Consider the following 21,747-nt stretch of genomic DNA (forward strand, 5'->3'; position numbering starts at 1 on the left):
TTCTGGTAGACCGTGCCACTGCGCGCCGACGTTTTGGGCGCTTCATGGCCTGAAATCGTCCGCGCGCCGCCTAGCGCCGTACGCTCCGCGCGTTCTGCGCACCGCGCACAACAATGCGCCGCACACCGGCAAGCGTGTAATTCGACACTTTCACAGCGGCGTTCACACTGCGCGACTGTTCCGGGCCAGTGCCGGTGCGCTGCCGCGGCTCTGCCAGTACGAATTCGTAGATCAACGCGCCATCGACTGGTTTTTCGTCATTCACAGGGCGCAGTTGCACGTCCCACCAGCCTTGAGTCGCGGTCGTGCCACGGGCGCGGACAATCGCGCCTTCCGGGGTTCGCAGCACTTCCATGTCCGACACGACCGGCACCAAGGCGCGGCGGTCGACAGTGCTGGCCCACCCGCTTGATGGGGCGATGGTCTCGACCGAATCGTCGCCGAACCAGGTCATCGGGTTCAGGCGCGACCAGCTCCCCGACCCGCAAGCGCCAAGCGCGAGCACCAAGGCAAGGGCGGCAAGGGCGGGCTTTTGCATCGGGTCAGTCCTCATCTGGCACAGGCACGCTTTCGGGTTAGCGCAAATGCGCCACGTTGAAAAGTGCTCTCGCAGGCTGGACCTTGCGCCGGGCGCGCTTTACCTGTGTCGCGATAGCACGAAAGGGAACGCGCATGGCCAGCCCCGCATTCGAGGATATTGTCGAAACATTCGAGTTTCTGGACGGTTGGGAAGACCGCTACCGCCACGTCATCGAGATGGGGCGCGCCCTGCCCGGCATGGATGCGGCGTTGAAAACTCCTGCGACCAAGGTCGATGGATGCGCCAGTCAGGTCTGGATCCAGCCCCTGATCGCCGGCACCGGCCGCGATGCCGTGTTCGATTTCGCGGGCGAAAGCGACGCGATGATCGTGCAAGGGCTGATCGCCGTGCTGCATGCGCTCTATGCGGGCCAGCCCGTGGGCGACGTGCCCAAGATTGACGCGCCTGCCGAACTGGCCCGGCTGGGGCTGGACCAACACCTGTCGTCGCAACGCTCCAACGGGTTGCGCGCCATGGTCGAACGTATCCGCATCAAGGCCGCAGAGGCCGCCGCGTGACCGCCGACCCATGGCTGCTGGCGCAGATGGCCGCAACATTGCTGGTCATCGGCGCTTTCGCGGGCGTGGTCGCGGGATTGCTGGGCGTTGGCGGCGGCATTGTTCTGGTGCCCGCATTTTTCTACACATTTTCCGCCATGGGGTATGGCAGTGCCCAACTGATGCAAGTCTGCTTGGCCACGTCGCTCGCCACCATCATCGTGACATCGGCGCGCTCGGTCCAAAGCCATAACCGCAAGGGCGCGGTCGATTGGGACATCCTGCGCGGCTGGGCGGCCTGGATCGGTGCTGGCGCGGTCGTTGGTGTGCTGGTCGCGGCCAGCCTGCGCTCGGTGGTGCTACAGGGTATTTTCGGCGTCTTGGGGATGTTCATCGGCCTCTATTTCGGGTTCGGCCGCAATAGCTGGCAACTGGGCACGGCAATGCCCGGAGGCATCAAGAAGCTGGTGACAGCGCCGGTCATCGGCTTTCTATCGGTGCTGATGGGCATTGGCGGCGGGTCGTTCGGCGTGCCGCTGATGACGCTGCACGGCGTGGCCATTCACCGCGCGGTCGCCACGGCGGCGGGGTTCGGGATAATCATTGCCCTGCCGTCGGTGCTGACCTTTCTGCTGGTGCCGGTTGTCGATGCCCCGCCTTTCACCATCGGGGCCGTCAACCTGCCCGCCTTTGCGCTTGTGGTCGCAATGACGCTGATTACGGCACCCATGGGGGCGAAGCTGGCCCATGCAATGGACCCGAAACCGCTGAAACGGGTGTTCGCGGTTTTCATCATGGTGATGGCGCTCAACATGCTGCGCAAATCGCTGGGGTTTTGAAAATCCGGCGCACAGCAAGGCCGCACCCTGCCGCTGGTGCCGACGCTTAACTTACCCGCCCAACGCTTTGCCCAGACGCGGCAGTTGCGCGCGCTTCAGCAGGGGCCGCAGTGGTTGTGGGCGGGCAGAGATCTCTTCGGTCCGTGCCTGCACCTCTGCCACCGCAGCGTCAACCAGAGCACTGTCTTGCAGCCACAGATCCATCAGCATTTCGTCAGGCGAGAATGCGCGCAGCCCCTCCAGCCGGTTGCGGGGAAAATCACGCAGGTTAAGCGTGACGATCGCCTCTGCGTCGCCGCGCATCGCGACCGCCAGAACATGCGTATCGGCGGGATCGGGCAGCGACAAGCGGGCTTCTAGCACGGGGTCTGCGGGCAGCTCTGCCATGGGCCAGCGCGCGCGCAGCACCGCGATTTCGCCCGATGCAATCGCAGCGCCCTCTGGTCCCAGCCGCGCGGCCGCATGTTGCCATTCGCCAAGGATGCGCGCCGACCAAAGCGGCACAAAGCCACCGCGCGCGGCCACCCCGATCAGCAACTCCCGCAGCACCGTGGGGTAGAGCACACAGGCATCCAGAACAAGCCGCATCAGTCCAGCCGGAAGAACACGGCTTTCAGGTAGCCGCTTTCCGCCAGTTGCGGCAATTGCGGATGGTCCGGTCCGGCAGAACCGGTGTGCAAGATGACACCGCGCCGCCCCGCACGCCCGATCCCGCGCGCGCACGCATTGCGAAAGCTGGTCAGGTCTGCGGCGTGAGAGCATGAACACAGGCCCAGATAGCCCCCCGGCGCCACCAGTGCCGCCGCCCCGCGCGCCACGCGCTCATAGGCACGCAGACCGGCGTCCAGCGCGGGCTTGTTGGGCGCGAAAGCGGGCGGGTCACAGATGACGGTGTCAAAGCGCCGGCCTTCATCGGCCAGCTTTTGCAACATGTCGAAGGCGTCGCCTTGCAGGGTCTCGAACCGGTCGCCCATGCCGCTGGCTTTGCCGCCCGCTTCGGCCAAGGCCAGTGCGGGGGCGGAGCTGTCCACTGCCAAAGCCTGTGTCGCGCCGCCCGCCAACGCTGCCAGCGCAAAGCCGCCGACATGCGCAAAGACATCCAACATCGTGCCGCCTTTGGCCAGCTTGGCGGCAAACGCGTGGTTCGGACGCTGGTCAAAAAACAAGCCCGTTTTCTGCCCGCCCAATACATCGGCCATATAGGTCGCCCCGTTCATCGGCACCGGCACAGGCCCGTCCAGCGTGCCGCGTGCCAGTTCCGTCACCTCTGGCAATCCTTCCAGACTGCGCGCGCGGCCAGAACCGTTGCGGATAATCGTCGCCACGCTGGTCACGTCTGCCAAGGCACCGGCGATCAGGTCGAAATTGACCTCGGCCCAAGCGGCATTGGGCTGGATCACGGCCACATCCCCGAACCGGTCAATGACCACGCCGGGCAGCCCGTCAGCCTCGGCATGGACCAGCCGGTAATGCGGGGTGTCGTAAAGTGCTGTGCGCATGGCCAGTGCATGGGTGATCTTGGCCGCAATCCATGCTTGGTCGATCTGCGCTTCGGGGTTGCGGTCCATCATCCGCCCGATGATCTTGGAGGCGGGGTTGACCGTCACAAGCCCCAAGGCGCGCCCGTCATGTTCCTCTAGCTGCGCGAATGTTCCGGGCGCAATCGCACGGGTGCGCCGGTCGGTCACAACCTCGTTAGCAAAGACCCACGGAAAACCATGGCGGATGGCGCGGGCTTCGGCCTTGGGTTTTAGGCGGATCGTTGGCATGAGAGGTGCTTTCCTGAGCAGGGATGTGACCGCAGGCCATAGCCGCTTTGTGCAGGCGGGGAAAGGGGCGCGGGGGACGAACCCGTCCGCTATACGGCTGTCGCGCTAGCGCAAACGCCGCACCAGCCCCCAAAGGCAGCCCGACACGAATAGCGCTATGCCCATCAGCAAAATGCGGTCCCCGATCATGCCATGAAACCGCTCATATGCCAGCATTTCGGGTGTCGGATCTTGATACGGAATCCCGATATGGAAAACGGAATACCCGAAACCCAGCACAAAAAGCGCCAGCCCAAGACGTATGAGGGTGATAGGCCTGAAAATGGTCATGCAGCCGTTATCGCGCGGAAACCGCAAAGGGCAAACTTCCCTTGCGGCGGTTTGCGCCTAGCCTGCACCCGTTTGGTCCAGCCAGTCGCGCCCCGCGCGTTCCACCCGCGCCAGCAGGTTGAACAGGCGGTCCGCGTCCTCTGGCGTAAGGTCGCGCATCAAAACCGCGTTCACCTGTTGATAGATATCTTGCAGATGGCGCAACTCCTCGCCACGCGGCGCGACGGCAACGGTCACGGTGCGGCGGTCCTGCGGAACCTCTGACCGGGTCACAAGGCCCGCGTCGACCATCCTGTCCACCAGCCGAGAGGTTGCGGGGGCGGCGTTGCCGGTCAGACGCGCAATCTCGACCAGTTTCAGCGGACCATTGCGCCATAGCGTCTGTAACACCGCCCATTGCGCAAGGCTCAGGTCATACGGGGCCAGCAAGCGGGCGACCACGGCATTCCCCGCGCCCGCGGCAAAATTCAACTCCCGCCCAAGTGAGGTCGGGGCGGTCGGATTTTTTGTTGCCATGTTATTTGTTGTCATGTAAATAATTACCTTGTTTGAATCTTATAGACCATCCCCCCGACGGAGAGAAGCCATGACCAGACTGACACTTCCTGCTATAATTCTTGTGGCCCTTGCAGGCCAGGCCAGCGCCCAGAGCGACGAAGCCGGAATTGAAGGCCGCAAGCTGGCCGAAACCATCTTTGCCAGTATGCTCAGCCCCGGTGGGGATCATGTCAATATGGGCGATATCGAGCAATTCCGCGCCTCGTCCTTTGCGGCCATGGATGGTGATGGCGATGGCCAAGTGAGCTACGCCGAATTCGCAAGCTGGGATCCGGGCTTTGCGCGCATTGCCGAAACGCAGGGACGCGGCGAGGCCTATGTCACGGCGTCCAAGATTGTCTACGCGTTTTGGGACCGCGACGGCAATGACAGCCTGAACGAGCGTGAATACCGCATTGCCATGTCGCATGATTTCCGCCGCGCCGATCTGGATGGCGACGCCTTGCTCAGCGAAAGCGAATTCATCGGCGGTTTTCCGATGATGGTCGCCATGCGTGCCGCGATCCGGCCCGATCTGTAAGGGGCGCGCCATGTCGGTTCAGGCAACAGGCTACAGCCCCACCGTGCGTGCGCTGCATTGGGGCAGCGCCGCGCTGATCATGGTTCTTGTGGGAAGCGGCTTGCGCGCCGGTCTGTCGGACGATCCCGCGACCAAGGTTCAGGCCTTGCAGGTGCATTTGCCTGTGGCGATTCTTGTCTTGGCCCTGACAGTGGCGCGGCTGGTCAATCTGGCACGCGGTTTGGCGAACCCCCCGCCCCTGGTGTCGGTCCCCGCATGGCAAGCGGGGCTTGCGCATTGGGTGCACCGCTTGATCTATGCAGCGCTTCTGGCACTCTTGGCCAGCGGGATTGCCATGTCGGTGCTCTCTGGCTTGCCCGGCGCGCTGTATGGCGGCGCGCCGATGCCGGAACTGACTGATCTGCCCCCGCGACTGGGCCACCGGGTTGCCGCTATTGCGCTTGGCCTGCTGCTGGCGGGGCATGTGGGGGCCGCGCTTTATCATCATTTTGTGCTGAAAGACGCGACCTTGCAGCGGATCTGGCGGGGCCGCGGCGAATAAACCGCGCCCGCCCCAAGGGGATTCGGTCTGCCCCCTTTCAATAGCCCCTGCTCTGGGCTAGCGTGCCCGACATGTTTACCATCGAGCATGATTTCGACGCGACCATCATCACCCTGATCGACGAAGGCAGCCCCAGCCTGCGCGAGGATATCGTTATCCGCGCCGCCGATGACCGGGTAAGCGTGGCGCAGTTCGACGCGGGCGCGCAGACCGAAGCGGTCGTCACGCTGTCGCTGTCGCAACTGCGCGATCTGGCCGCAGCGCTTGACCTGCCCGAGGGAAGCTACCGGTTGGTGCGCAAAACTCCATAAGGGCTTGGCCCCGCTGGACAAAAGCCCGACCACCCCCTGAACAGACCTGCCCGCAAAACGGGTAAGAAAGGACATCCGATGCTGACCAATGACCAGCTCAACCAGTGGGACCGCGAGCATTTCCTGCACGCGTCGACGCATTTCGCGCAGCACGCGCGCGGCGAAAGCGCCACCCGTATCGTGACCACCGCCGACGGCGTGCATATTGAGGACCGCGACGGCAACCGCTTTCTGGATGCGTTCGCCGGGCTTTACTGCGTAAACGTGGGCTATGGGCGCACCGAAATCGCAGAGGCCATCGCCAAACAGGCGCATGAGCTGGCCTATTACCATTCCTATGTCGGCCATGGAACCGAAGCGTCCATCACTCTGGCGCATATGGTCGCCGAGCGCGCGCCCGCGCATATGAACCGGGTCTATTTCGGACTGTCCGGCTCGGACGCGAATGAAACCAACGTCAAGCTGGTCTGGTATTACTGGAACGTGAAAGGGCGCCCCGAAAAGCGCAAGATCATCTCGCGCTGGCGCGGCTATCACGGGTCCGGCCTTGTGACCGGGTCGCTGACCGGCCTCACGCCGTTCCACGCCAAATTCGGCCTGCCCATGGCAGAGGTCGTGCATACCGAAGCGCCCTACTATTTCCGCCGCCCGCGCAGGGATATGTCGGAAGCCGAGTTCACCGCTCATTGCGCGGCAGAGTTGGAGGCGCTGATCGAGCGCGAAGGCGCGGACAATATCGGTGCCTTTATCGGCGAGCCGATCCTTGGCACCGGCGGCATTGTCCCCCCGCCCGCAGGCTATTGGGAAGCGATCCAGCCGATCCTGAAAAAGCACGATATCCTGCTGATCGCGGATGAGGTCGTCACCGGCTTTGGCCGTCTGGGCACGATGATGGGGTCCACCCATTACGGAATCACGCCCGATATCATCACCATCGCAAAGGGGCTGACATCGGCCTATGCGCCGCTGTCGGGCAGCATTGTCAGCGACGGCGTGTTCAAGGTGCTGGAAGAGGGCACGGATAAGTTCGGCCCGTTCGGCCATGGCTGGACCTATTCCGCGCATCCCATCGGCGCGGCGGCGGGCGTGGCAAACCTGAAACTGGTGGATGATCTGGGACTGGTCCAGAATTCGCGCGAGACTGGGGCGTATTTCCAAAACGCGCTGCGCGAACGGCTGGGCAGCCACCGCTTTGTCGGCGATGTGCGCGGCGAAGGGCTGATGGCCGCCGTGGAATTGCAGCGCGACCCCGACGCAGGCACCGATTTCGACGCCGCCGACAAGACCACCGCGCAGGTTGTGGGGGCCATGGCCAAGCATGGCGTGATCGCGCGCGCGATGCCGCAGGGCGAGATCATCGGGTTTGCGCCGCCCTTGTGCATCACGCCCGCAGAGGTCGACAAGGTCGCGGATGTGACAGCCCAAGCGCTGGAAGACGTCACAGGCGCACTCTGATCCACCTGCCCCGGCGCGTCCTTCGCGTCGGGGTTTTTCGTTCTCGCGCCACAGGACCGCACGCCCATGACCACCACCAACCCGAACTTTACCGATGCCGAATACGAAGCGCGCATCGCACGCACCCGCGCCGAGATGGAAAAACGCGGGATCGACCTGCTGGTCATTTCCGACCCATCGAACATGAACTGGATTTCCGGCTATGATGGCTGGACCTTTTATGTGCATCAGGCGATCTTGCTGCCGATGGAGGGCGAACCCGTCTGGTGGGGCCGTGGCATTGACGGTCCGGGGGCCGCGCGCACCGTGTTCATGCGCAGCCCCGAAAGTGTTGTGCCCTATGATGACACCTATGTTCAGAACCCTCAGAAACACGCGATGGAATCGCTGTCCACACTGATCGTCGATCGTGGCTGGAATACCGGCTGGATCGGGGTCGAGATGGACAATTACTATTATTCCGCCGCCGCGCATCACACGCTGGTCAACCATCTGCACGAGGCCCGGTTCGAGGACGCAACGGGGCTGGTAAACTGGCAACGGTTGGTCAAATCGGAATCGGAACTGCTGTATATGCGCCGTGCCGCGCGGATCGTGGAACGGATGCACCAGGTCATTCAGGACGTGGCCGAACCGGGGATGCCCAAGAACAAGCTGGTGGCAGAGATCACGCGCGCCGGGATTGAAGGCGCGGATGGACAATGGGGCGACTATCCCGCCATCGTGCCCATGGCCCCATCGGGGCTGGATGCGACCTCTGCTCATCTGACATGGGATGACCGGCCCATGCGCGCGGGCGAATCGACCTTTTTCGAGATCGCGGGCGTGCACCGCCGCTACCATTGCCCGCAATCGCGCACACTGTTTTTCGGCACTGTGCCGGACCTGTATCGCCATGCCGAAGAGGCGGTTCTGGAAGCGACCGAAGCGGGGCTTGCGCAATGCCACCCCGGCGGGCGCGCCGAAGACGTGGCCAATGCGTTCAACGCAACACTGAACAAACGCGGCTTCGAGAAGGACAACCGCTGCGGTTATTCCATCGGGCTGAGTTACCCGCCCGATTGGGGCGAGCGCACGCTGTCGCTGCGGCGCGGTGACATGACCGAGCTGAAACCCGGCATGGTGATGCATTTCATGCCCGCACTCTGGCTAGAGGATGGCGGGCTGGAACTGACCGAGCCGGTGCTGATTACCGAACACGGGCCGGAACTGCTGTGCAATACCCCGCGCGAGATCTTTGTTAAATAAGGGGGCGCCCTGACGGGCGCGGACGGGCCTGCGACCCGCCCCCACCCGTCAGGCCAAAAGACGGCCCCGCTGCGCGGCGCCACGCGGGCCGACAGCGTGCGTCCTTGCCCTTCGGCGCGCCGTGTGGCTGCGGATGGGACATGAGTATTTCAGGCAAGATGAAGCCTGACTATCGGTTCATCGCCCGGCTTAGAATGATGACCGGCAGGACACCCACGGCAACGATGAGCAGCGCAGCGGTGGAAGCCTCTTCCAGCCGCCCGTCGCTGGCAAGCCGGAACACGCGGATCGCCAGCGTGTCGAAATTGAACGGCCGCACGATCAGCGTGGCGGGTAGTTCTTTCATGACATCGGCAAAGACGAAAATCGCGGCGGTGAGCATGCCCCGGCGTAAAAGCGGGATATGCACCCGCGCAAGCAGCCCCGCAGGCCCCATGCCAAGGTTGCGCGCGGCGTCGTCCATGCTGCGCGGGATGCGGGCGAACGCGGCCTCTGTGGTTTTGAGCGCGACAGCTAGGTAGCGCACGACATAGGCGAACATAAGCGCCGTGATGGTGCCGGTCAACAAAAGCCCCGTAGACAGGCCGAATGACGCGCGCATGAACGCATCTAGCGCGTTGTCGAAGGCCGCCATCGGAATGAGAATGCCGACCGCGATCACGGCACCCGGCAATGCATAGCCAAGGCTGGCGGCCTGCGTGGCGACCGCCACAACCGGCCCGCCCTGCAAGCGCTTGGCATAGGCCAAGAGCAGTGCAACCCCGACAAGCAGCACCGCAGCCCCGCCCGCCATGGTCAGGCTATTGGTCACAAAGGCGTAGAAGCGCGGCCCCCACATCGGGTCGCCCGCGATGATGGCCAAGCGCGCCAGTTCCGCCGCAGGAAAGACAAAGCCCAGCCCAAGCGGCAGAGCGCATATCACAAACGCCAGCAAGGCGGCGCGCGGACGAAGCGGCGCGCGCACCAGCCGCCCCGACCGTCCGCCACTGTCAGACGCGAAATGCCGCTTGCCCCGTGCCAGTCGTTCTGCCCAGAACAACGCGACCACGAAGAGCAGCAGAAGCGCCGCAAGCTGCCCTGCCGCCACCGGCGCGCCCCGCGCGAACCATGTGCGGAAAATGCCGGTGGTCAGCGTCTGCACGCCCAGATGCAACACCGCGCCATATTCGGCCAGTGTTTCCATGGCGACAAAGGCGGCACCCGCGGCCACCGCAGGCCATGCCATGGGCAGCGCCACTCGGAAAAACGCAGACATGCGGCTATGTCCCAGCGTGCGCGCCGCCTCCATCAGGTGTTGCGACTGGCCGATAAAAGCCGCCCGCGCCAGCAAGTAGACATAAGGGTATAAGACCAGCGCCAGCACGAAAATAGCACCGGGCACAGAAGCGATTTCGGGAAACCAGTAGCCTTGCCCTTCCCATCCGAAGAGGTCGCGCAGCCCCGATTGAAATGGGCCCCAATAGCTCAGCCGGTCGTAATAGACATATGCAATCACATAGCCCGGCATGGCCAAGGGCAGCATAAGCGCCCATTCGAACACGCGCCGGCCCGGAAATTCATACGCCGCGACCAGCCAACCCGTGGCCACGCCGATCAGCGCAGCCAGACTGACCACGCCCAGGACCATCAGCACGGAATTCCGGATATAGAGCGGCAGCACCGTGTCGATAAGCTGCGCCCAGACATCTTCGGCGGGCATGAAAACGCGGCTAACCACGCTGACAATGGGCATCAGGATAATGGCCGCAACAATCAGCGCCAGAACCGCCCAAGGCGAATAGCGCGCGCGCGGGCGGATCCGGCTGGGGATGGGCTGGTCTGTCATACCGTTTGATTACCGGCTTTGCGGCGTCAGGAAAAGCAAATATCCAGCGTCGGAAAATAATAACCGATTATTATTGTCAAGATTGTTCTGGCGCGTTATGTCAGTCCCGAGGCAGGGGGCGCCCTGCCAAAACAGCCAACCCAGCGGGAGCCTGCGTGCAGGTGCCCCAGGCAGGCGGAAAGCTGTAACAAAGGAGACTTCCATGCTTCGGTTTGCAACCGTATCCGTGATGGCGCTGGCAACAGCGCTCCCTGCGCTGGCCCAAGAGGTGAACCTCTATTCCGGGCGCCACTATGACACAGACCTGGTCATCTATGAGCGTTTCACCGAAGAAACCGGGATCGAGGTGAATATCCTTGATGGCTCGGGCGATGAGCTTCAGGCCCGGATAGAGGCCGAGGGCGCCAACAGCCCGGCCGACCTGTTCTGGACCGTCGATGGCGGCCGCCTGCACCGCGCCGTGGAAGCGGGCATCTTCCAGCCGGTCGAAAGCGACGTATTGAACGAACGCATCCCCGCCGATCTGCGCCATCCCGACGGGCTGTTTTACAGCCTGACCAGCCGGGCCCGCGTGATCTACTACAACGCAGATGCCGGAATGCCCGACGGTGTGACCACCTACGAGGATCTGGCGCGCGACGATCTTGGGCTGGAGGTATGCATTCGCACCTCGTCGAACATCTATAACGTGTCGCTGATGGCAGAGATGGTCCATGTCCATGGCGAGGAAGAGGCGCAGGCCTGGGCCGAGGGGCTGAAAGGCAATCTGGCCCGCGACCCGCAAGGCGGCGACACCGACCAGCTGCGGGCTCTCGCGGCGGGCGAATGCGATCTTGCCGTCGCCAATACCTACTACTGGGGCCGCTTGCAAACCTCGGCCAATCCGGCGGACCGCGAAGTGGCGGCCAAAGTACTGCCGATTTTCCCCAATCAGGACGGGCGCGGCACCCATGTGAACGTCTCGGGCATCGGCGTGGTGGCGAATGCGCCGAACCGTGACAACGCGGTGCAATTCATCGAATACCTGACCTCGCCTTTCGTGCAGAGCATTCTGGCCGATTCGAACAACGAATACCCCGTTGTCGAGGATACGGTCATTTCCGGCCCGATGCGCGACTGGAACGATTTCAAGCGCAGCGACACCAATATTGCCGACTATGGCACCAACCAGGCTGCCGCGATTGCGGCTTGGGACCGCGCCGCATTCCCCTGATTGTGTCGCGCTGAACTTCAAAGGGCCGGTCTGTAGGACCGGCCCTTTCGCGTCAGGAAGGCGCGATGGCCAGCACGATCTTGCCGATATGCTCGGAACTCTCCATCCGGGCATGCGCGCCCGCCGCATCTGCCAGCTGGAATTCGCTGTCCATGACCGGGGCCAGACGGCCCGCGGCAATCAGTGGCCAGACCTTGGCCTCCAGCTCTGCGGCAATCGCGGCTTTTGCGGCATCCGATTGCGGTCGCAGCGTGGACCCGGTGATCGTCAGCCGCCGCATCATCAGCGGCGCGAAATTCACTGCCACCTTGGGGCCTTGCAAAAAGGCGATCTGCACCAACCGCCCATCCTCGGCCAAAGCCTTCAGGTTGCGCGGCAAGTAGTCGCCGCCCACCATGTCAAGGATCAGGTTCGCGCCGCCCTCGCCCCGCAGCACCGCCACGAAATCCTCGTCGCGGTAGTTGATCGCGCGCTCGGCCCCCAAACGCGTGCAGGCGTCACATTTCTTAGCCGACCCGGCAGTGGCGAAAACCCGCGCGCCAAAGGCATGGGCCAGTTGAATGGCCGTCGTCCCAATCCCGGACGACCCGCCATGCACCAAAAACCGCTCTCCGGCCTGCAGGCCACCGCGCATGAACACGTTGGACCAGACGGTGAAACAGGTTTCCGGCAGGCAGGCTGCCTCGCGCAGGGTCATGCCATCGGGCACGGGCAAAACCTGCCCGGCATCGGTCGCGGCATGCTCGGCATACGCGCCACCAGGAAACAGCGCACAAACCCGGTCGCCCACCTTCCAGCGGGCAACGCCTGCGCCGATGGCAGCAATCACCCCCGCGCCCTCCAGCCCCGGCAGATCGCTGGCACCCGGCGGCGGGTCATAGGCGCCCGCGCGTTGCAGCGCATCGGGGCGGTTCACGCCCGCATAGGCCATACGCACCACCACCTGTCCTGCGCCGGGCACCGGCACCGGGCGTTCGACCTCGCGCAACACCTCTGGCCCGCCCGGTTTCGCGATCTCGACCGCGCGCATCGTATGTGGCAGATCCATCCCTGCTCCCCTCCCGTGTTTCATCCTTGCAAAAATATCCTGGGGTGAATGGTCCCGCAGGGACCAGAGGGGCAACGCCCCTCAGACACCGCCTGCCATGCTGCGCAGCGCCGCGACGGTCTCGCCACCGGACAAGGCGTAATCCCAATACAGCTCCCGCGCGCGCAAACCCATCCGGGGCGTGCCCATCTCACGGTCCTTGTAGCGCGCAACCGGCATGACCTTGGCGATGTTGCCGGTCACGAAGATCTCGTCTGCCGCGTCAAAATCCTCCAGCGTCAGGCTGGCCTCGACCACCTCGGCCCCATCGGCGCGCAGCAGCGATACCACACGCTGGCGGGTAATCCCGTTCAGGAACATGCCATTGGGCACCGGCGTGAACACCACACCGTCACGCAGCATGAACACGTTGGTCGACGCGGTTTCGGCCACGAATCCCTCCACATCCAGCGACAGCGCGTTGGAGTAGCCGCGCTTGCGGGCATCAGCCATAATGCGGGCATTGTTGGCGTAAAGCGCGCCGGCCTTGGCCTCTGTCACCGCCATGTCGGGCCGCGGGCGGCAGAAGGGCGAGACGGTCAGCGAAAATCCCCCAGCGGCGGGCATGTCCAGCGCTTCGATGCAGATGGAAAACCCGGTGTTTTCCGGCTCTACGTCGATGATACCGGGGGCAGAGTCGCGCGACCACATCATCGGGCGCAGGTAGAGAGCGCGGTCCGCGCCAAAGCGCGCACAACCCTCTTCCATCAGGCCCTGCACCGTGGCCGCATCAACCGGCGGGATCATCCCCATCGCCTCGGCGGAACGGATGATGCGGGCAGAGTGCAGGTCCAGATCGGGGCGCGCGCCATCGAACTGGCGTGCACCGTCAAACACTGTGCTGCCCAGCCACGCGGCGTGGTCAGCCGCCCCGATAATGGGCGCATTGCCCTCGTGCCACGCGCCCTCATACCATGTAAGGATCTCTTTTCCGACCGCCATCGCGCCTGTCCCGTCTTGCTTTTGATCAGCGCAACTTGCGGCGTGGGGGCGGTGGCGTCAACCCTGGGGCTTCGGCGGCATATAGCCCGGCAGGTCCGGGCGCGCGCGGCTGCTTGGCGCCTTGATGCACGACAGCACCGCGCTTGGCCCCGCAAAGAGCGTGCGCAATACTGGGTTCTTGCGGGCCGCGCCCTTCACCCGCTCTATCTGCATCACGCCGTCAATCCGGCGGTCCAGAAACGCCCATGTCGCCTGCGCGCCCTCGCTGTCATCGCCCAGCCAGAACAACACCGTTGCGGAATAGACACCCGCGAGCGTGGCACGCTTGGTGTACCAATTGTAATCGGTGGCGGTGTCGCCCAAGGCGGTCCAGATCGCATCCGCTGTGCCCCAGATCGCGCGTGCGCCGTCGGCGGCATAGATCGGCAGGGCGAACAGGGTGCTGCCGCGCCGGACCAGTTCGCGGTCCTCTGCCGCTTCCAGCCGCAACCGCACCGCCAGCGCAATCCGCTCGCGGATGCGCAGTTGCGACAGGTCATGCTCTGCCAGCCGCGCCAGCATCAACGCATCACCGCGCGCATGGTAGGCCAGCGCCATATCCACGCCCCCCCGCGGGAACACGGCTTTGACGGCGGCCATGTCCACCCCGCAATCGGCGGCGGCGGCACGCAGCGCGGCATCGCCCCAGCCGTCGAACGGCACATGGATCAACGCGGCATCAAGCAGTTTTTCGGTTAGATCGGTCATGGAACACCCTCCATTCTGGTCATACGGCTGGACATAGCGCCAAGGCTCTGCTATGCGACCGCTTCCTGCGATTTATGCAACTTTAACTTGGAAAGGTGGTGAAAACCACATGCAGGTATCGGTTCGTGACAACAATGTCGATCAGGCCCTTCGTGCGCTGAAAAAGAAACTCCAGCGTGAAGGTGTGTTTCGCGAAATGAAGCTCAAGCAGCATTTCGAGAAACCGTCCGAGAAAAAGGCCCGTGAAAAGGCCGAAGCGATCCGCCGCGCGCGCAAACTGGCGCGCAAGAAGGCGCAACGCGAGAACGGGCTCTAAGCTCGACAGGACCGAAAGCAGGGTTTCGACCCCGCAATCGAACGAACCCCCGAAGGCTTGGCCTGCGGGGGTTTTTCAGTCGTGCATGGCCGGTACGGCTTGCAACCGCGCATCAAGGCGTCAGCCACGGCGCGCCACATGCACGGCACAGGGCGCACGGGCAACGATTTTATTCGCGGTGGACCCCAGCATCAGGCTGTGCGTTCCGGGCCGGTGCGAGGCCACGACGATGCAATCCACCCCGTGGGTTTGCGCAAACTCCAGCACCTCGCTTGCAGGATCGCCCTCGACGACCACCGCAGAGCCATGCTCGAACTGCGCAGCCAGTGTGCCAAGATCTGCCTTGATCGCAGCATGCATATCCTCGCGCCAGTTATCGGGCAGGTAATCCAGCGCGAAGACGGGCGCGGGTTCCATGACATGGAGCAGCGTGACCTTGGCGCCCTCGGCAGCCAATGCGCCTGCAATCTCCAGCGACGGGGCGGCGTCGTGCTGGCCTTCATACGCGACGGTGACGAGCAGATGGGAATACATGCGACCTCCTGTCCTTTGCACGATGCCACTAAACCAAGATGTGCTGCCAGACGAAAGCCGAAAAGAAAAACGCCCGGACCATCTGGACCGGGCGTTTTCGAATTTCGGATCGGGGCGCTTAACGCTTCGAGAACTGGAAGCTACGGCGGGCTTTCGCGCGGCCGAACTTCTTGCGTTCCACGACGCGGCTGTCGCGGGTCAGGAAACCGGCGGCCTTGAGCGGCGCGCGCAGGGCCGGATCATAAAGCTGCAACGCTTTCGAGATGCCGTGCTTGACCGCACCAGCCTGACCGGACAGGCCACCACCGGCCACCGTTGCGATCACGTCGAACTGGTCGACAACACCGGCCACCTGAAACGGCTGGCGCAGGATCATCTGCAACACCGGGCGTGCGAAATACTTGGTGTAGTCGATGAACTGACCCTTGTTGTCGCGCACCAGCATCTTGCCGGACCCCGGCTTGATCCAGACACGGGCAACAGCGTCCTTGCGCTTGCCGGTGGCGTAGGACCGGCCCAGCTCGTCACGGACGGCTTCGCGGACGGGTGCCTCTTCGGCAACCGGGGTCACGACCGATTTTAGATCGTCGAGTGTTTTGAGATCGTCGCTCATGGTCATGCGCTCCGCGTGTTCTTGGTGTTCATGGATTTGACATCCAGAACTTCGGGTTGCTGGGCTTCATGCGGATGCTCGGTGCCCGCGTAGACGCGCAGGTTGGTCATCTGCTGGCGCGACAGCGGGCCGCCGGGCAGCATACGCTTGACCGCCTGCATCAGCACGCGCTCGGGGAAGCGGCCTTCCAGAATCTGGCCCGTGGTGCGCGACTTGATCCCGCCCGGGTGGCCGGTGTGCCAGTAATTCGGCTTGGCGCGCTTGTTGCCGGTGATCTGCACTTTTTCAGCGTTGATCACGATGACATTGTCGCCCATGTCCATATGCGGGGTGAAGGACGCTTTGTGCTTGCCGCGCAAGCGCATGGCGATGATCGAGGCAAGACGGCCCAGCACGACACCTTCGGCGTCGATGATGATCCATTTCTTCTCGATATCCGCCGGTTTGGCAGAGAAGGTTTTCATGGGTTTACCCTTGAGAGAGAACATTTCAGACCCCAAGCGGGGCGCTGGGTGTCTTCTACGGATATTCGCGCAAGGGTCAAGAGGCGCTGGCTTGGATTAAGCAAGCATAATCAACATGTTACAATTTAGGTATTATATTACCCCAAGTTTTTCGCCTCGGATGGGGCCGCCCATTCAATCACGGCATGGTCGAACCCGTTGCGGATGCTTGGCTTCACGATCTCGAAATACGGCGACAGGTCGAAATCGCGCGGCACGAACAGCGAATGGTGGCGGATATGGAAAATCTCTCGACGCGAATAGTCGGACCCGTGCGCGCGCGACCGGCGGATATCGGGCAGGACCGGATAGCGCACCGATTGAAACGCTTGCGCCACCAGCGACGAACAGATTGCGCGTGTCGGGTCGCCCGACCCAAGCGCCAGCATCCGGCGGCGAAAGCGGATCGGAATGGGCGGTGTCGGGAACAGGTAGCGCGCAAGATCAATGATGTTGCGCAGGTCGTATTCATACCCGAGCCGCGCAATCATAAACCGCGCCACAGCATCGCGTTCAGACTCTGACAACCCGACTGCGCGGCAAATACGGAAATTCGCGCGCTCGTATTTCGATAGCGGCACCGCGTGGACACCGTCTTGCAGCGTTGCCTCGACCAGCATGTGCGGCCCTTGGTCGGGCAGCATATCGCCTATATAGACAGCCGCATGCGACCATGTGCTTTGCGTCAGATACTTGATCGCAGTCGAGATCTTGGCCCGCCCCTCGACCAGCAGCACATCGCCGCGCCGCAGACTGCGCACCAGCGTGTCGGGGTCAAGCGCCGCGCGCGGCTCGAATTCCACGCGGTCGCGTTCCAGCCAGCGGCCAAGGGTCTGCCCAATGCGGTCAAGGATTGAACTGGTGTCACTCATGCCAATCACTTCGTCCGCGCGCGGCGGACCATTACGTGTCTATTTCAACCGCGGCGGCGCATCCGGGTCCAGCCCCGGCGCTTTCATCTCGACCGGTTGTGACGGTTGCGGCAAATCAAACCGCAAACCCATGCGCGCCAGTTCGGCCGCGCGCGGATCGTCGGCACTCAGGAAGGTCACGTCCAACTGTCCCGCTTCCAAGCCCGAAAAGCCCAAAGCACCCTGAACCGCCCGCGCCAGCGCGCTTTCTGCGCCCTCTGCCACATCAACAAAAGCCAGCATATGGCCGCGTGCACCGCCTTCGTATTCAGTGCCGACCAGATAGGCGAGCGCGGCCAGCCCCTCCATCCGCGCCAGTCGCGCATCCAGCGCGGACAGCAATGCCTCTGGCAAACCGCGCGGCGCAGTGAACGCCGACACGCGGTTTTCCAGTTCTTCGGGCCGTTCCGACAGTGTCTCGGCCAGCCAGACAAGTATTTCTTGCGGAAATACCCGCGCCGAGGGCGCGACCCCAAGGTTCAGCCCCATGCCCAGATTGCTGCCCGCCAACATCTCGACCACCACGCGGCCCGGAAGCGCAGCATAGGGCGCGGGCAGGCCGGTGAATTCGGTCAAGCGGTCCTCGCGGTCGAAGGCTAGCACGATCGGTCCATCCTCCAACTCGAACACCTTGGGGTCCAGATTATCTCCGGTGGCCTCACGCTCCAGCAGCAGGAACAATTCACCCTCTGTCAGGCGGGCGTAGTAGCGCAGCCGGGTCGGAATATCGTCAGGCGCGGCCTCTGTCGCGGCATGGGCTTGGTCAAGTGGCGTGTCGGTCATCGCGACCCCCTGTCATGTCTTGCGCTATGGCTAGAAGGCGCGCGCGCAATTGGCAAGGCGCCCGAATGCCACGGCGCCCGAATTGCATTCCCGCCGCATCCACCCTATTACACATGTGAAGCATCAAAAGGCCCGCCCCATGCTGACCCGCGGCCATTCCGCCAAACCCCTGACCGGCATCGCGCTGCACATTGGCGCGATGGTTGTGCTTGTCTGCATGGCCGCCTGCGTCAAAGCTACGACTGTCGAGGTTCCGACAGGGCAGGCTGTCTTTGCACGAGCCACATTCTCTATTCCGCTTATCTTGGGCTGGGTCGCATTGCAGGGCCGGATCAGCGACGGATTGAGCATCGTGCAACCAAAACTGCATCTGCTGCGCGGAGTGTTGGGCACGGTGGCGTTGTCCTTGAATTTCCTCGCACTGTCCCTGCTGCCATTACCCGAGGTCACGGCCATCGAGTTCGCGGCCCCGTTGATCACCGTGGTATTTGCCGTCCTGATCTTGGGGGAAAATGTCAGGTTGGTGCGCTGGAGTGCGGTCCTGCTGGGCTTGATCGGGGTGCTGATCGTGGTCTGGCCCCGGCTCGGAATTGGCACCACCTATGAAGACGCCGCGCGGATTGGCGCGCTTGCGGCGCTAGGTTCAGCCACGGCGGCTGGTCTTGTCAAAATCTTGCTACGTCGCATGGTAGCCACCGAAAGCACCCCGGCCATCGCCTTTTATTTTGCGGTGACGGCCGCGCTTCTTGGCTTGCTGACCGCGCCGTTCGGCTGGGTGGTGCCGTCAGCCAGTGTTGCAGCCTTGCTTGTTGCTTCGGGCATATTGGGCGGAATTGGTCAGCTTTTACTGACCGCGAGCTATCGCTACGCAGATGCATCCGCCCTAGCACCGTTTTGGTATGCGCAGCTCCTTTTAGCGATCGGTTTGGGTTTTTTCCTGTTCGACGAGGTGCCGACTGCGCAGATGCTGATGGGCGCAAGCTTGGTAATCGCGGCAGGCCTGTTAATTGCATGGCGCGAATCGCAGCTGGGAAAACGGGCGCGACGGCGCGAAGCGCCGCTTTAGACAGCAAACTTGCAAATAAGGGCCATTTGCCAAGAACCCTGCCCCACACACAACAGCGTTCCAAGCCTGCGCCCCGACATGGAACGCCTGTTTCCCCGGTGAAGGGCCATGCAAAATTAACGCCGCGCGATGCCGCAGCAGCGGCCAAGTCCGTGCCTTGCGCGGTGCGGGGCACGAGCCTAGCTGAGCGACAACACATAAACTTCCGGAGGCTATGATATGCTGCGCAGAACCGCTCTGACCGTAACACTGACCGCCCTGCCCGCACTGGCCATGGCCGCTCCGGAAGGCTGGCAGCCGCTGCTGTCGCCCGCCGACCTGTCGGCAATGCTGGAGCGTGGTGAGGATATCCACATCATCCGCGTGACCGGCGACTTTGAGGCCGGCCATATCCCCGGTGCAGTCTTCTCGCCCTATGCCGAGTGGCGCGCAGGCCCGACCAATCCGGGCGCGATCAAGCCCGAACTTGAATACGAAGCCGAAGCCGTGCGCGTTGGTATTACCGCCGAGCGCCCGACTGTGATCGTCCATAACGGTGACAGCCCCAGTGACATGGGCGCCGCCGCCCGCGTCTACTGGACACTGAAATCCTTGGGTGTCGAGGATCTCGCGCTGCTGAACGGTGGGTATCAGGCTTGGGCCGCGGCGGACCTGCCAACCGCAACGGGAGAGGTCACAGCGACCGAATCCGATTTCTACGCCGAGTGGCGCGATGACTGGTATATCCCGACATCAGAAGTCGTGAACCTAGTCGACAGTGGTGACGCCCGGCTGGTTGACAGCCGCCCGCAAGGCTTTTTCGAGGGCACAACCTGGTCCATCGCCCGCCCCGGCACGATCCGCAGCGCGGAAAACCTGCAATTCAGCCAGTTTTTTGAGGACGGGCTGATGGTCAGCGCCGAGCGGGCCCGCGCCATCGCCGACGCGCAGGGCCTACAGGACGCCCCTGTCACGGTCTCTTTCTGCAACACCGGGCATTGGGCCGCGCTCAACTGGTTCGCGCTTAGCGAATTGGCAGAAGTGCCGAATACGCGCCTTTATGCCGAAAGCATGGCGGAATACACCATCCACGGCCATGCGCTCGACAACGAACCAAGCCGCGTCGCCTATTTGTGGCTCTCGACCAAGCGCTGGGTGAGCGGGCTTTTCTAACCCCTTTCATCTTGCCATAAATACTCGACCGCCCCGGCCTGCCACATGCAGTGCCGGGGACCAGCTTGAAAGGCCGCCCCATGTTCCCGCGTCGCGCGTTCGTCACTCTTCTTGTGCTTGCCTTTTTGGTGTTCACCTTTGCAATGGCCGGTCCGCGCGCGGGGCTTTTGGTCGCGATTGGCATCGGCTTCGGGCTGGTGCTGGAAGGGCTGCGCTTCGGCTTTGCGGGGCCGTGGCGGCTGATCGTGGCGGAACGCGACGGGCGCGGCCTGCTCGCGCAGTTCCTTGCGATCGCGCTGGTGGCCTCGGTCGCCTTTCCGCTGCTGGCCGCGCATGGGGGCGAGCTGTCGCCCGCGCATGCGCCGGTTGGCCTAGGCATGATCCTTGGTGCCTTTGTCTTTGGCGCGGCCATGCAGCTTGTCATGGGCTGCGGGTCGGGCACGCTGATCAATGCCGGATCGGGCAACCTTGTCGGGCTCATCGCCCTTCTGGGCTTTATCGGCGGCAGTTTCGCGGGCAGCCTGCATCTGGGCTGGTGGACAGGGCTGGCCAGCCTGCCGGTGCTGTCCATGCAAGGGGTATTCGGTGCGAATGGGGGGCTGTTTGCCACGCTTGCCGGTCTGGCCGCACTGGCCGCACTGGTCATCTGGCGCGCCGCACCCGGCAAACGCCTGCCGCCTGCGCGGCTGTGGTGGGCGGCAACCTTGATTGCGGCGCTGGCACTGGCAAACCTTGTGGTCGCGGGCCAACCTTGGGGCATTGTCTACGGGCTTGGGCTCTGGGGCGCCAAGATCGCGCAGGCGGGCGGCGCGGACCTGGCCGTGTCAGGCTTCTGGGCCAATCCCGGCAATGCTGAACGGCTGGATGCATCCATCCTGACCGATGTCACCTCGCTGACCAATATCGGGCTGCTGCTGGGCGCATTTGCCGTCATGCGCTGGCGGTCTGATCCGGGCGCGCCCGCGCGGGCATTGACAGCGCGCTCTTATGCGCTGGTGCTTCTGGCGGGGCTGGTGCTTGGCTACTCGGCGCGCATGGCATTTGGCTGCAACGTGGGCGCGTTTTTCAGCGGAATTTCCACCGGGTCGCTACATGGCTGGGTTTGGCTTGCGGCGGCTTTCGCAGGCTCGACCCTTGGGCTGAAACTACGGCCCTTGGTTCTGCGCCCCGCTGCCCAACTGACAGGAGCGCCGGCATGACCCTATCCGCACTCTCCCGCGTGACTGTTGGTGCTTTGGCCGTGTGCCTGATCGGCCTCGTCCTTGCGGTTGATCTGGCGCGCAGCGGTGCGCCCGACCTGTTCACCGCGCCCCCTGCGATTGCGCTCGGGTCAGGACAGGCCCCGACCGGCGCGCATTGCACGGCGCAATAACCACGCAATCATATCAATAGGCTTGGACCGATAGT

27 protein-coding genes are annotated in these 21,747 nt (G+C 63.4%); 13 read left to right on the top strand and 14 right to left on the bottom strand.

Going from position 1 to position 21,747, the window contains the following annotated elements; all coding sequences use genetic code 11:
* Nucleotides 1–70 precede the first annotated feature (70 nt).
* On the bottom strand, nt 71–538 hold the full coding sequence (locus ROE7235_RS02510; RefSeq protein ID WP_147434158.1) for a hypothetical protein: 468 nt from the start codon (nt 536–538) through the stop codon (nt 71–73).
* A gap of 134 nt (nt 539–672) precedes the next feature.
* On the opposite strand from ROE7235_RS02510, the gene ROE7235_RS02515 reads away from it, so the two are divergent.
* Nucleotides 673–1,098: a SufE family protein gene (locus tag ROE7235_RS02515; RefSeq protein WP_121093082.1), complete on the top strand. Its 426-nt coding sequence runs from the start codon at nt 673–675 to the stop codon at nt 1,096–1,098.
* Between the two features lie 26 nt (nt 1,099–1,124).
* Nucleotides 1,125–1,916: a sulfite exporter TauE/SafE family protein gene (locus ROE7235_RS02520; RefSeq protein ID WP_121093146.1), complete on the top strand. Its 792-nt coding sequence runs from the start codon at nt 1,125–1,127 to the stop codon at nt 1,914–1,916.
* Nucleotides 1,917–1,967: 51 nt separating this feature from the next.
* Here the strand turns inward: ROE7235_RS02520 and ROE7235_RS02525 are convergent, their stop codons facing one another.
* From ROE7235_RS02525 to ROE7235_RS02540, 4 genes are all read right to left on the bottom strand, one after another.
* Nucleotides 1,968–2,504: an RSP_2648 family PIN domain-containing protein gene (locus tag ROE7235_RS02525; RefSeq protein WP_121093083.1), complete on the bottom strand. Its 537-nt coding sequence runs from the start codon at nt 2,502–2,504 to the stop codon at nt 1,968–1,970.
* Nucleotides 2,504–3,685: an RSP_2647 family RNA methyltransferase gene (locus tag ROE7235_RS02530; RefSeq protein ID WP_121093084.1), complete on the bottom strand. Its 1,182-nt coding sequence runs from the start codon at nt 3,683–3,685 to the stop codon at nt 2,504–2,506. The genes ROE7235_RS02525 and ROE7235_RS02530 overlap by 1 nt, the downstream gene beginning before the upstream one ends.
* A gap of 105 nt (nt 3,686–3,790) precedes the next feature.
* Nucleotides 3,791–4,015, bottom strand: coding sequence for a hypothetical protein (locus ROE7235_RS02535; RefSeq protein WP_121093085.1), 225 nt, complete (start codon nt 4,013–4,015; stop codon nt 3,791–3,793).
* A gap of 57 nt (nt 4,016–4,072) precedes the next feature.
* Nucleotides 4,073–4,531: a MarR family winged helix-turn-helix transcriptional regulator gene (locus ROE7235_RS02540; protein ID WP_183073284.1), complete on the bottom strand. Its 459-nt coding sequence runs from the start codon at nt 4,529–4,531 to the stop codon at nt 4,073–4,075.
* 70 nt (nt 4,532–4,601) lie between these two features.
* Here ROE7235_RS02540 and ROE7235_RS02545 point away from each other — a divergent pair, with 70 nt between their 5' ends.
* From ROE7235_RS02545 to ROE7235_RS02565, 5 genes are all read left to right on the top strand, one after another.
* Entirely contained in the window at nt 4,602–5,093 is a 492-nt protein-coding gene (locus ROE7235_RS02545) for a CREC-EF hand family protein (RefSeq protein WP_121093087.1), read from the top strand.
* A gap of 10 nt (nt 5,094–5,103) precedes the next feature.
* Complete coding sequence (locus tag ROE7235_RS02550; RefSeq protein ID WP_121093088.1) at nt 5,104–5,634, top strand: cytochrome b; 531 nt, start codon at nt 5,104–5,106, stop codon at nt 5,632–5,634.
* Between the two features lie 71 nt (nt 5,635–5,705).
* Nucleotides 5,706–5,945: a DUF8831 family protein gene (locus ROE7235_RS02555; protein WP_121093089.1), complete on the top strand. Its 240-nt coding sequence runs from the start codon at nt 5,706–5,708 to the stop codon at nt 5,943–5,945.
* Between the two features lie 78 nt (nt 5,946–6,023).
* Nucleotides 6,024–7,400, top strand: coding sequence for an aminotransferase (locus tag ROE7235_RS02560; protein WP_121093090.1), 1,377 nt, complete (start codon nt 6,024–6,026; stop codon nt 7,398–7,400).
* 66 nt (nt 7,401–7,466) lie between these two features.
* The gene (locus ROE7235_RS02565) at nt 7,467–8,648 is read left to right on the top strand and encodes a M24 family metallopeptidase (protein WP_121093091.1); all 1,182 of its coding nucleotides are present in this window, start codon (nt 7,467–7,469) and stop codon (nt 8,646–8,648) included.
* Nucleotides 8,649–8,817: 169 nt separating this feature from the next.
* Here ROE7235_RS02565 and ROE7235_RS02570 read toward each other — a convergent pair whose 3' ends face one another.
* Complete coding sequence (locus ROE7235_RS02570; RefSeq protein ID WP_121093092.1) at nt 8,818–10,473, bottom strand: ABC transporter permease; 1,656 nt, start codon at nt 10,471–10,473, stop codon at nt 8,818–8,820.
* Nucleotides 10,474–10,675: 202 nt separating this feature from the next.
* Here ROE7235_RS02570 and ROE7235_RS02575 point away from each other — a divergent pair, with 202 nt between their 5' ends.
* Nucleotides 10,676–11,686 (top strand): extracellular solute-binding protein, encoded by a 1,011-nt coding sequence (locus tag ROE7235_RS02575; protein WP_121093093.1) that lies wholly within the window; start codon nt 10,676–10,678, stop codon nt 11,684–11,686.
* A gap of 52 nt (nt 11,687–11,738) precedes the next feature.
* On the opposite strand, the gene ROE7235_RS02580 is transcribed toward ROE7235_RS02575, so the two are convergent.
* From ROE7235_RS02580 to ROE7235_RS02590, 3 genes are all read right to left on the bottom strand, one after another.
* Nucleotides 11,739–12,734, bottom strand: a complete 996-nt coding sequence (locus ROE7235_RS02580; RefSeq protein ID WP_183073286.1) for an NAD(P)H-quinone oxidoreductase — start codon at nt 12,732–12,734, stop codon at nt 11,739–11,741.
* An 81-nt stretch (nt 12,735–12,815) separates the two neighbouring features.
* The gene (locus ROE7235_RS02585; RefSeq protein ID WP_121093094.1) at nt 12,816–13,715 is read right to left on the bottom strand and encodes a branched-chain amino acid aminotransferase; all 900 of its coding nucleotides are present in this window, start codon (nt 13,713–13,715) and stop codon (nt 12,816–12,818) included.
* 57 nt (nt 13,716–13,772) lie between these two features.
* Nucleotides 13,773–14,462 carry a COQ9 family protein gene (locus ROE7235_RS02590; protein ID WP_121093095.1) on the bottom strand — a complete coding sequence of 230 codons (690 nt, stop codon included), beginning with the start codon at nt 14,460–14,462 and terminating at the stop codon, nt 13,773–13,775.
* A 109-nt stretch (nt 14,463–14,571) separates the two neighbouring features.
* Between ROE7235_RS02590 and rpsU the strand changes: the two genes are divergently transcribed.
* On the top strand, nt 14,572–14,778 hold the full coding sequence (gene rpsU, locus ROE7235_RS02595; protein WP_071470372.1) for a 30S ribosomal protein S21: 207 nt from the start codon (nt 14,572–14,574) through the stop codon (nt 14,776–14,778).
* 120 nt (nt 14,779–14,898) lie between these two features.
* Here the strand turns inward: rpsU and ROE7235_RS02600 are convergent, their stop codons facing one another.
* The 5 genes from ROE7235_RS02600 to ROE7235_RS02620 all read right to left on the bottom strand — a co-directional run bounded on the left by ROE7235_RS02600 (nt 14,899) and on the right by ROE7235_RS02620 (nt 18,122).
* On the bottom strand, nt 14,899–15,312 hold the full coding sequence (locus ROE7235_RS02600; protein WP_121093096.1) for a universal stress protein: 414 nt from the start codon (nt 15,310–15,312) through the stop codon (nt 14,899–14,901).
* Between the two features lie 118 nt (nt 15,313–15,430).
* The gene (rpsI, locus tag ROE7235_RS02605; RefSeq protein ID WP_121093097.1) at nt 15,431–15,925 is read right to left on the bottom strand and encodes a 30S ribosomal protein S9; all 495 of its coding nucleotides are present in this window, start codon (nt 15,923–15,925) and stop codon (nt 15,431–15,433) included.
* Nucleotides 15,926–15,927: 2 nt separating this feature from the next.
* Nucleotides 15,928–16,389 carry a 50S ribosomal protein L13 gene (gene rplM / locus ROE7235_RS02610; protein WP_121093098.1) on the bottom strand — a complete coding sequence of 154 codons (462 nt, stop codon included), beginning with the start codon at nt 16,387–16,389 and terminating at the stop codon, nt 15,928–15,930.
* Nucleotides 16,390–16,526: 137 nt separating this feature from the next.
* Nucleotides 16,527–17,300: a YiiX/YebB-like N1pC/P60 family cysteine hydrolase gene (locus ROE7235_RS02615; RefSeq protein WP_121093099.1), complete on the bottom strand. Its 774-nt coding sequence runs from the start codon at nt 17,298–17,300 to the stop codon at nt 16,527–16,529.
* Between the two features lie 39 nt (nt 17,301–17,339).
* A complete protein-coding gene (locus tag ROE7235_RS02620) occupies nt 17,340–18,122 on the bottom strand; it encodes an SseB family protein (protein ID WP_121093100.1) in 783 nt (260 codons plus the stop codon).
* A 139-nt stretch (nt 18,123–18,261) separates the two neighbouring features.
* On the opposite strand from ROE7235_RS02620, the gene ROE7235_RS02625 reads away from it, so the two are divergent.
* The 4 genes from ROE7235_RS02625 (at nt 18,262) to ROE7235_RS20070 (ending at nt 21,712) form a co-directional block, all read left to right on the top strand.
* Nucleotides 18,262–19,188: a DMT family transporter gene (locus ROE7235_RS02625; protein ID WP_121093148.1), complete on the top strand. Its 927-nt coding sequence runs from the start codon at nt 18,262–18,264 to the stop codon at nt 19,186–19,188.
* 219 nt (nt 19,189–19,407) lie between these two features.
* Complete coding sequence (locus ROE7235_RS02630; protein WP_121093101.1) at nt 19,408–20,340, top strand: sulfurtransferase; 933 nt, start codon at nt 19,408–19,410, stop codon at nt 20,338–20,340.
* 143 nt (nt 20,341–20,483) lie between these two features.
* Nucleotides 20,484–21,539, top strand: coding sequence for a YeeE/YedE family protein (locus ROE7235_RS02635; protein ID WP_245963863.1), 1,056 nt, complete (start codon nt 20,484–20,486; stop codon nt 21,537–21,539).
* A complete protein-coding gene (locus tag ROE7235_RS20070; RefSeq protein WP_183073292.1) occupies nt 21,536–21,712 on the top strand; it encodes a hypothetical protein in 177 nt (58 codons plus the stop codon). The genes ROE7235_RS02635 and ROE7235_RS20070 overlap by 4 nt, the downstream gene beginning before the upstream one ends.
* Nucleotides 21,713–21,747: the final 35 nt, after the last annotated feature.

It is taken from the genome of Roseinatronobacter ekhonensis (assembly GCF_900499075.1).
GTDB classification, from domain to species: domain Bacteria; phylum Pseudomonadota; class Alphaproteobacteria; order Rhodobacterales; family Rhodobacteraceae; genus Roseinatronobacter; species Roseinatronobacter ekhonensis.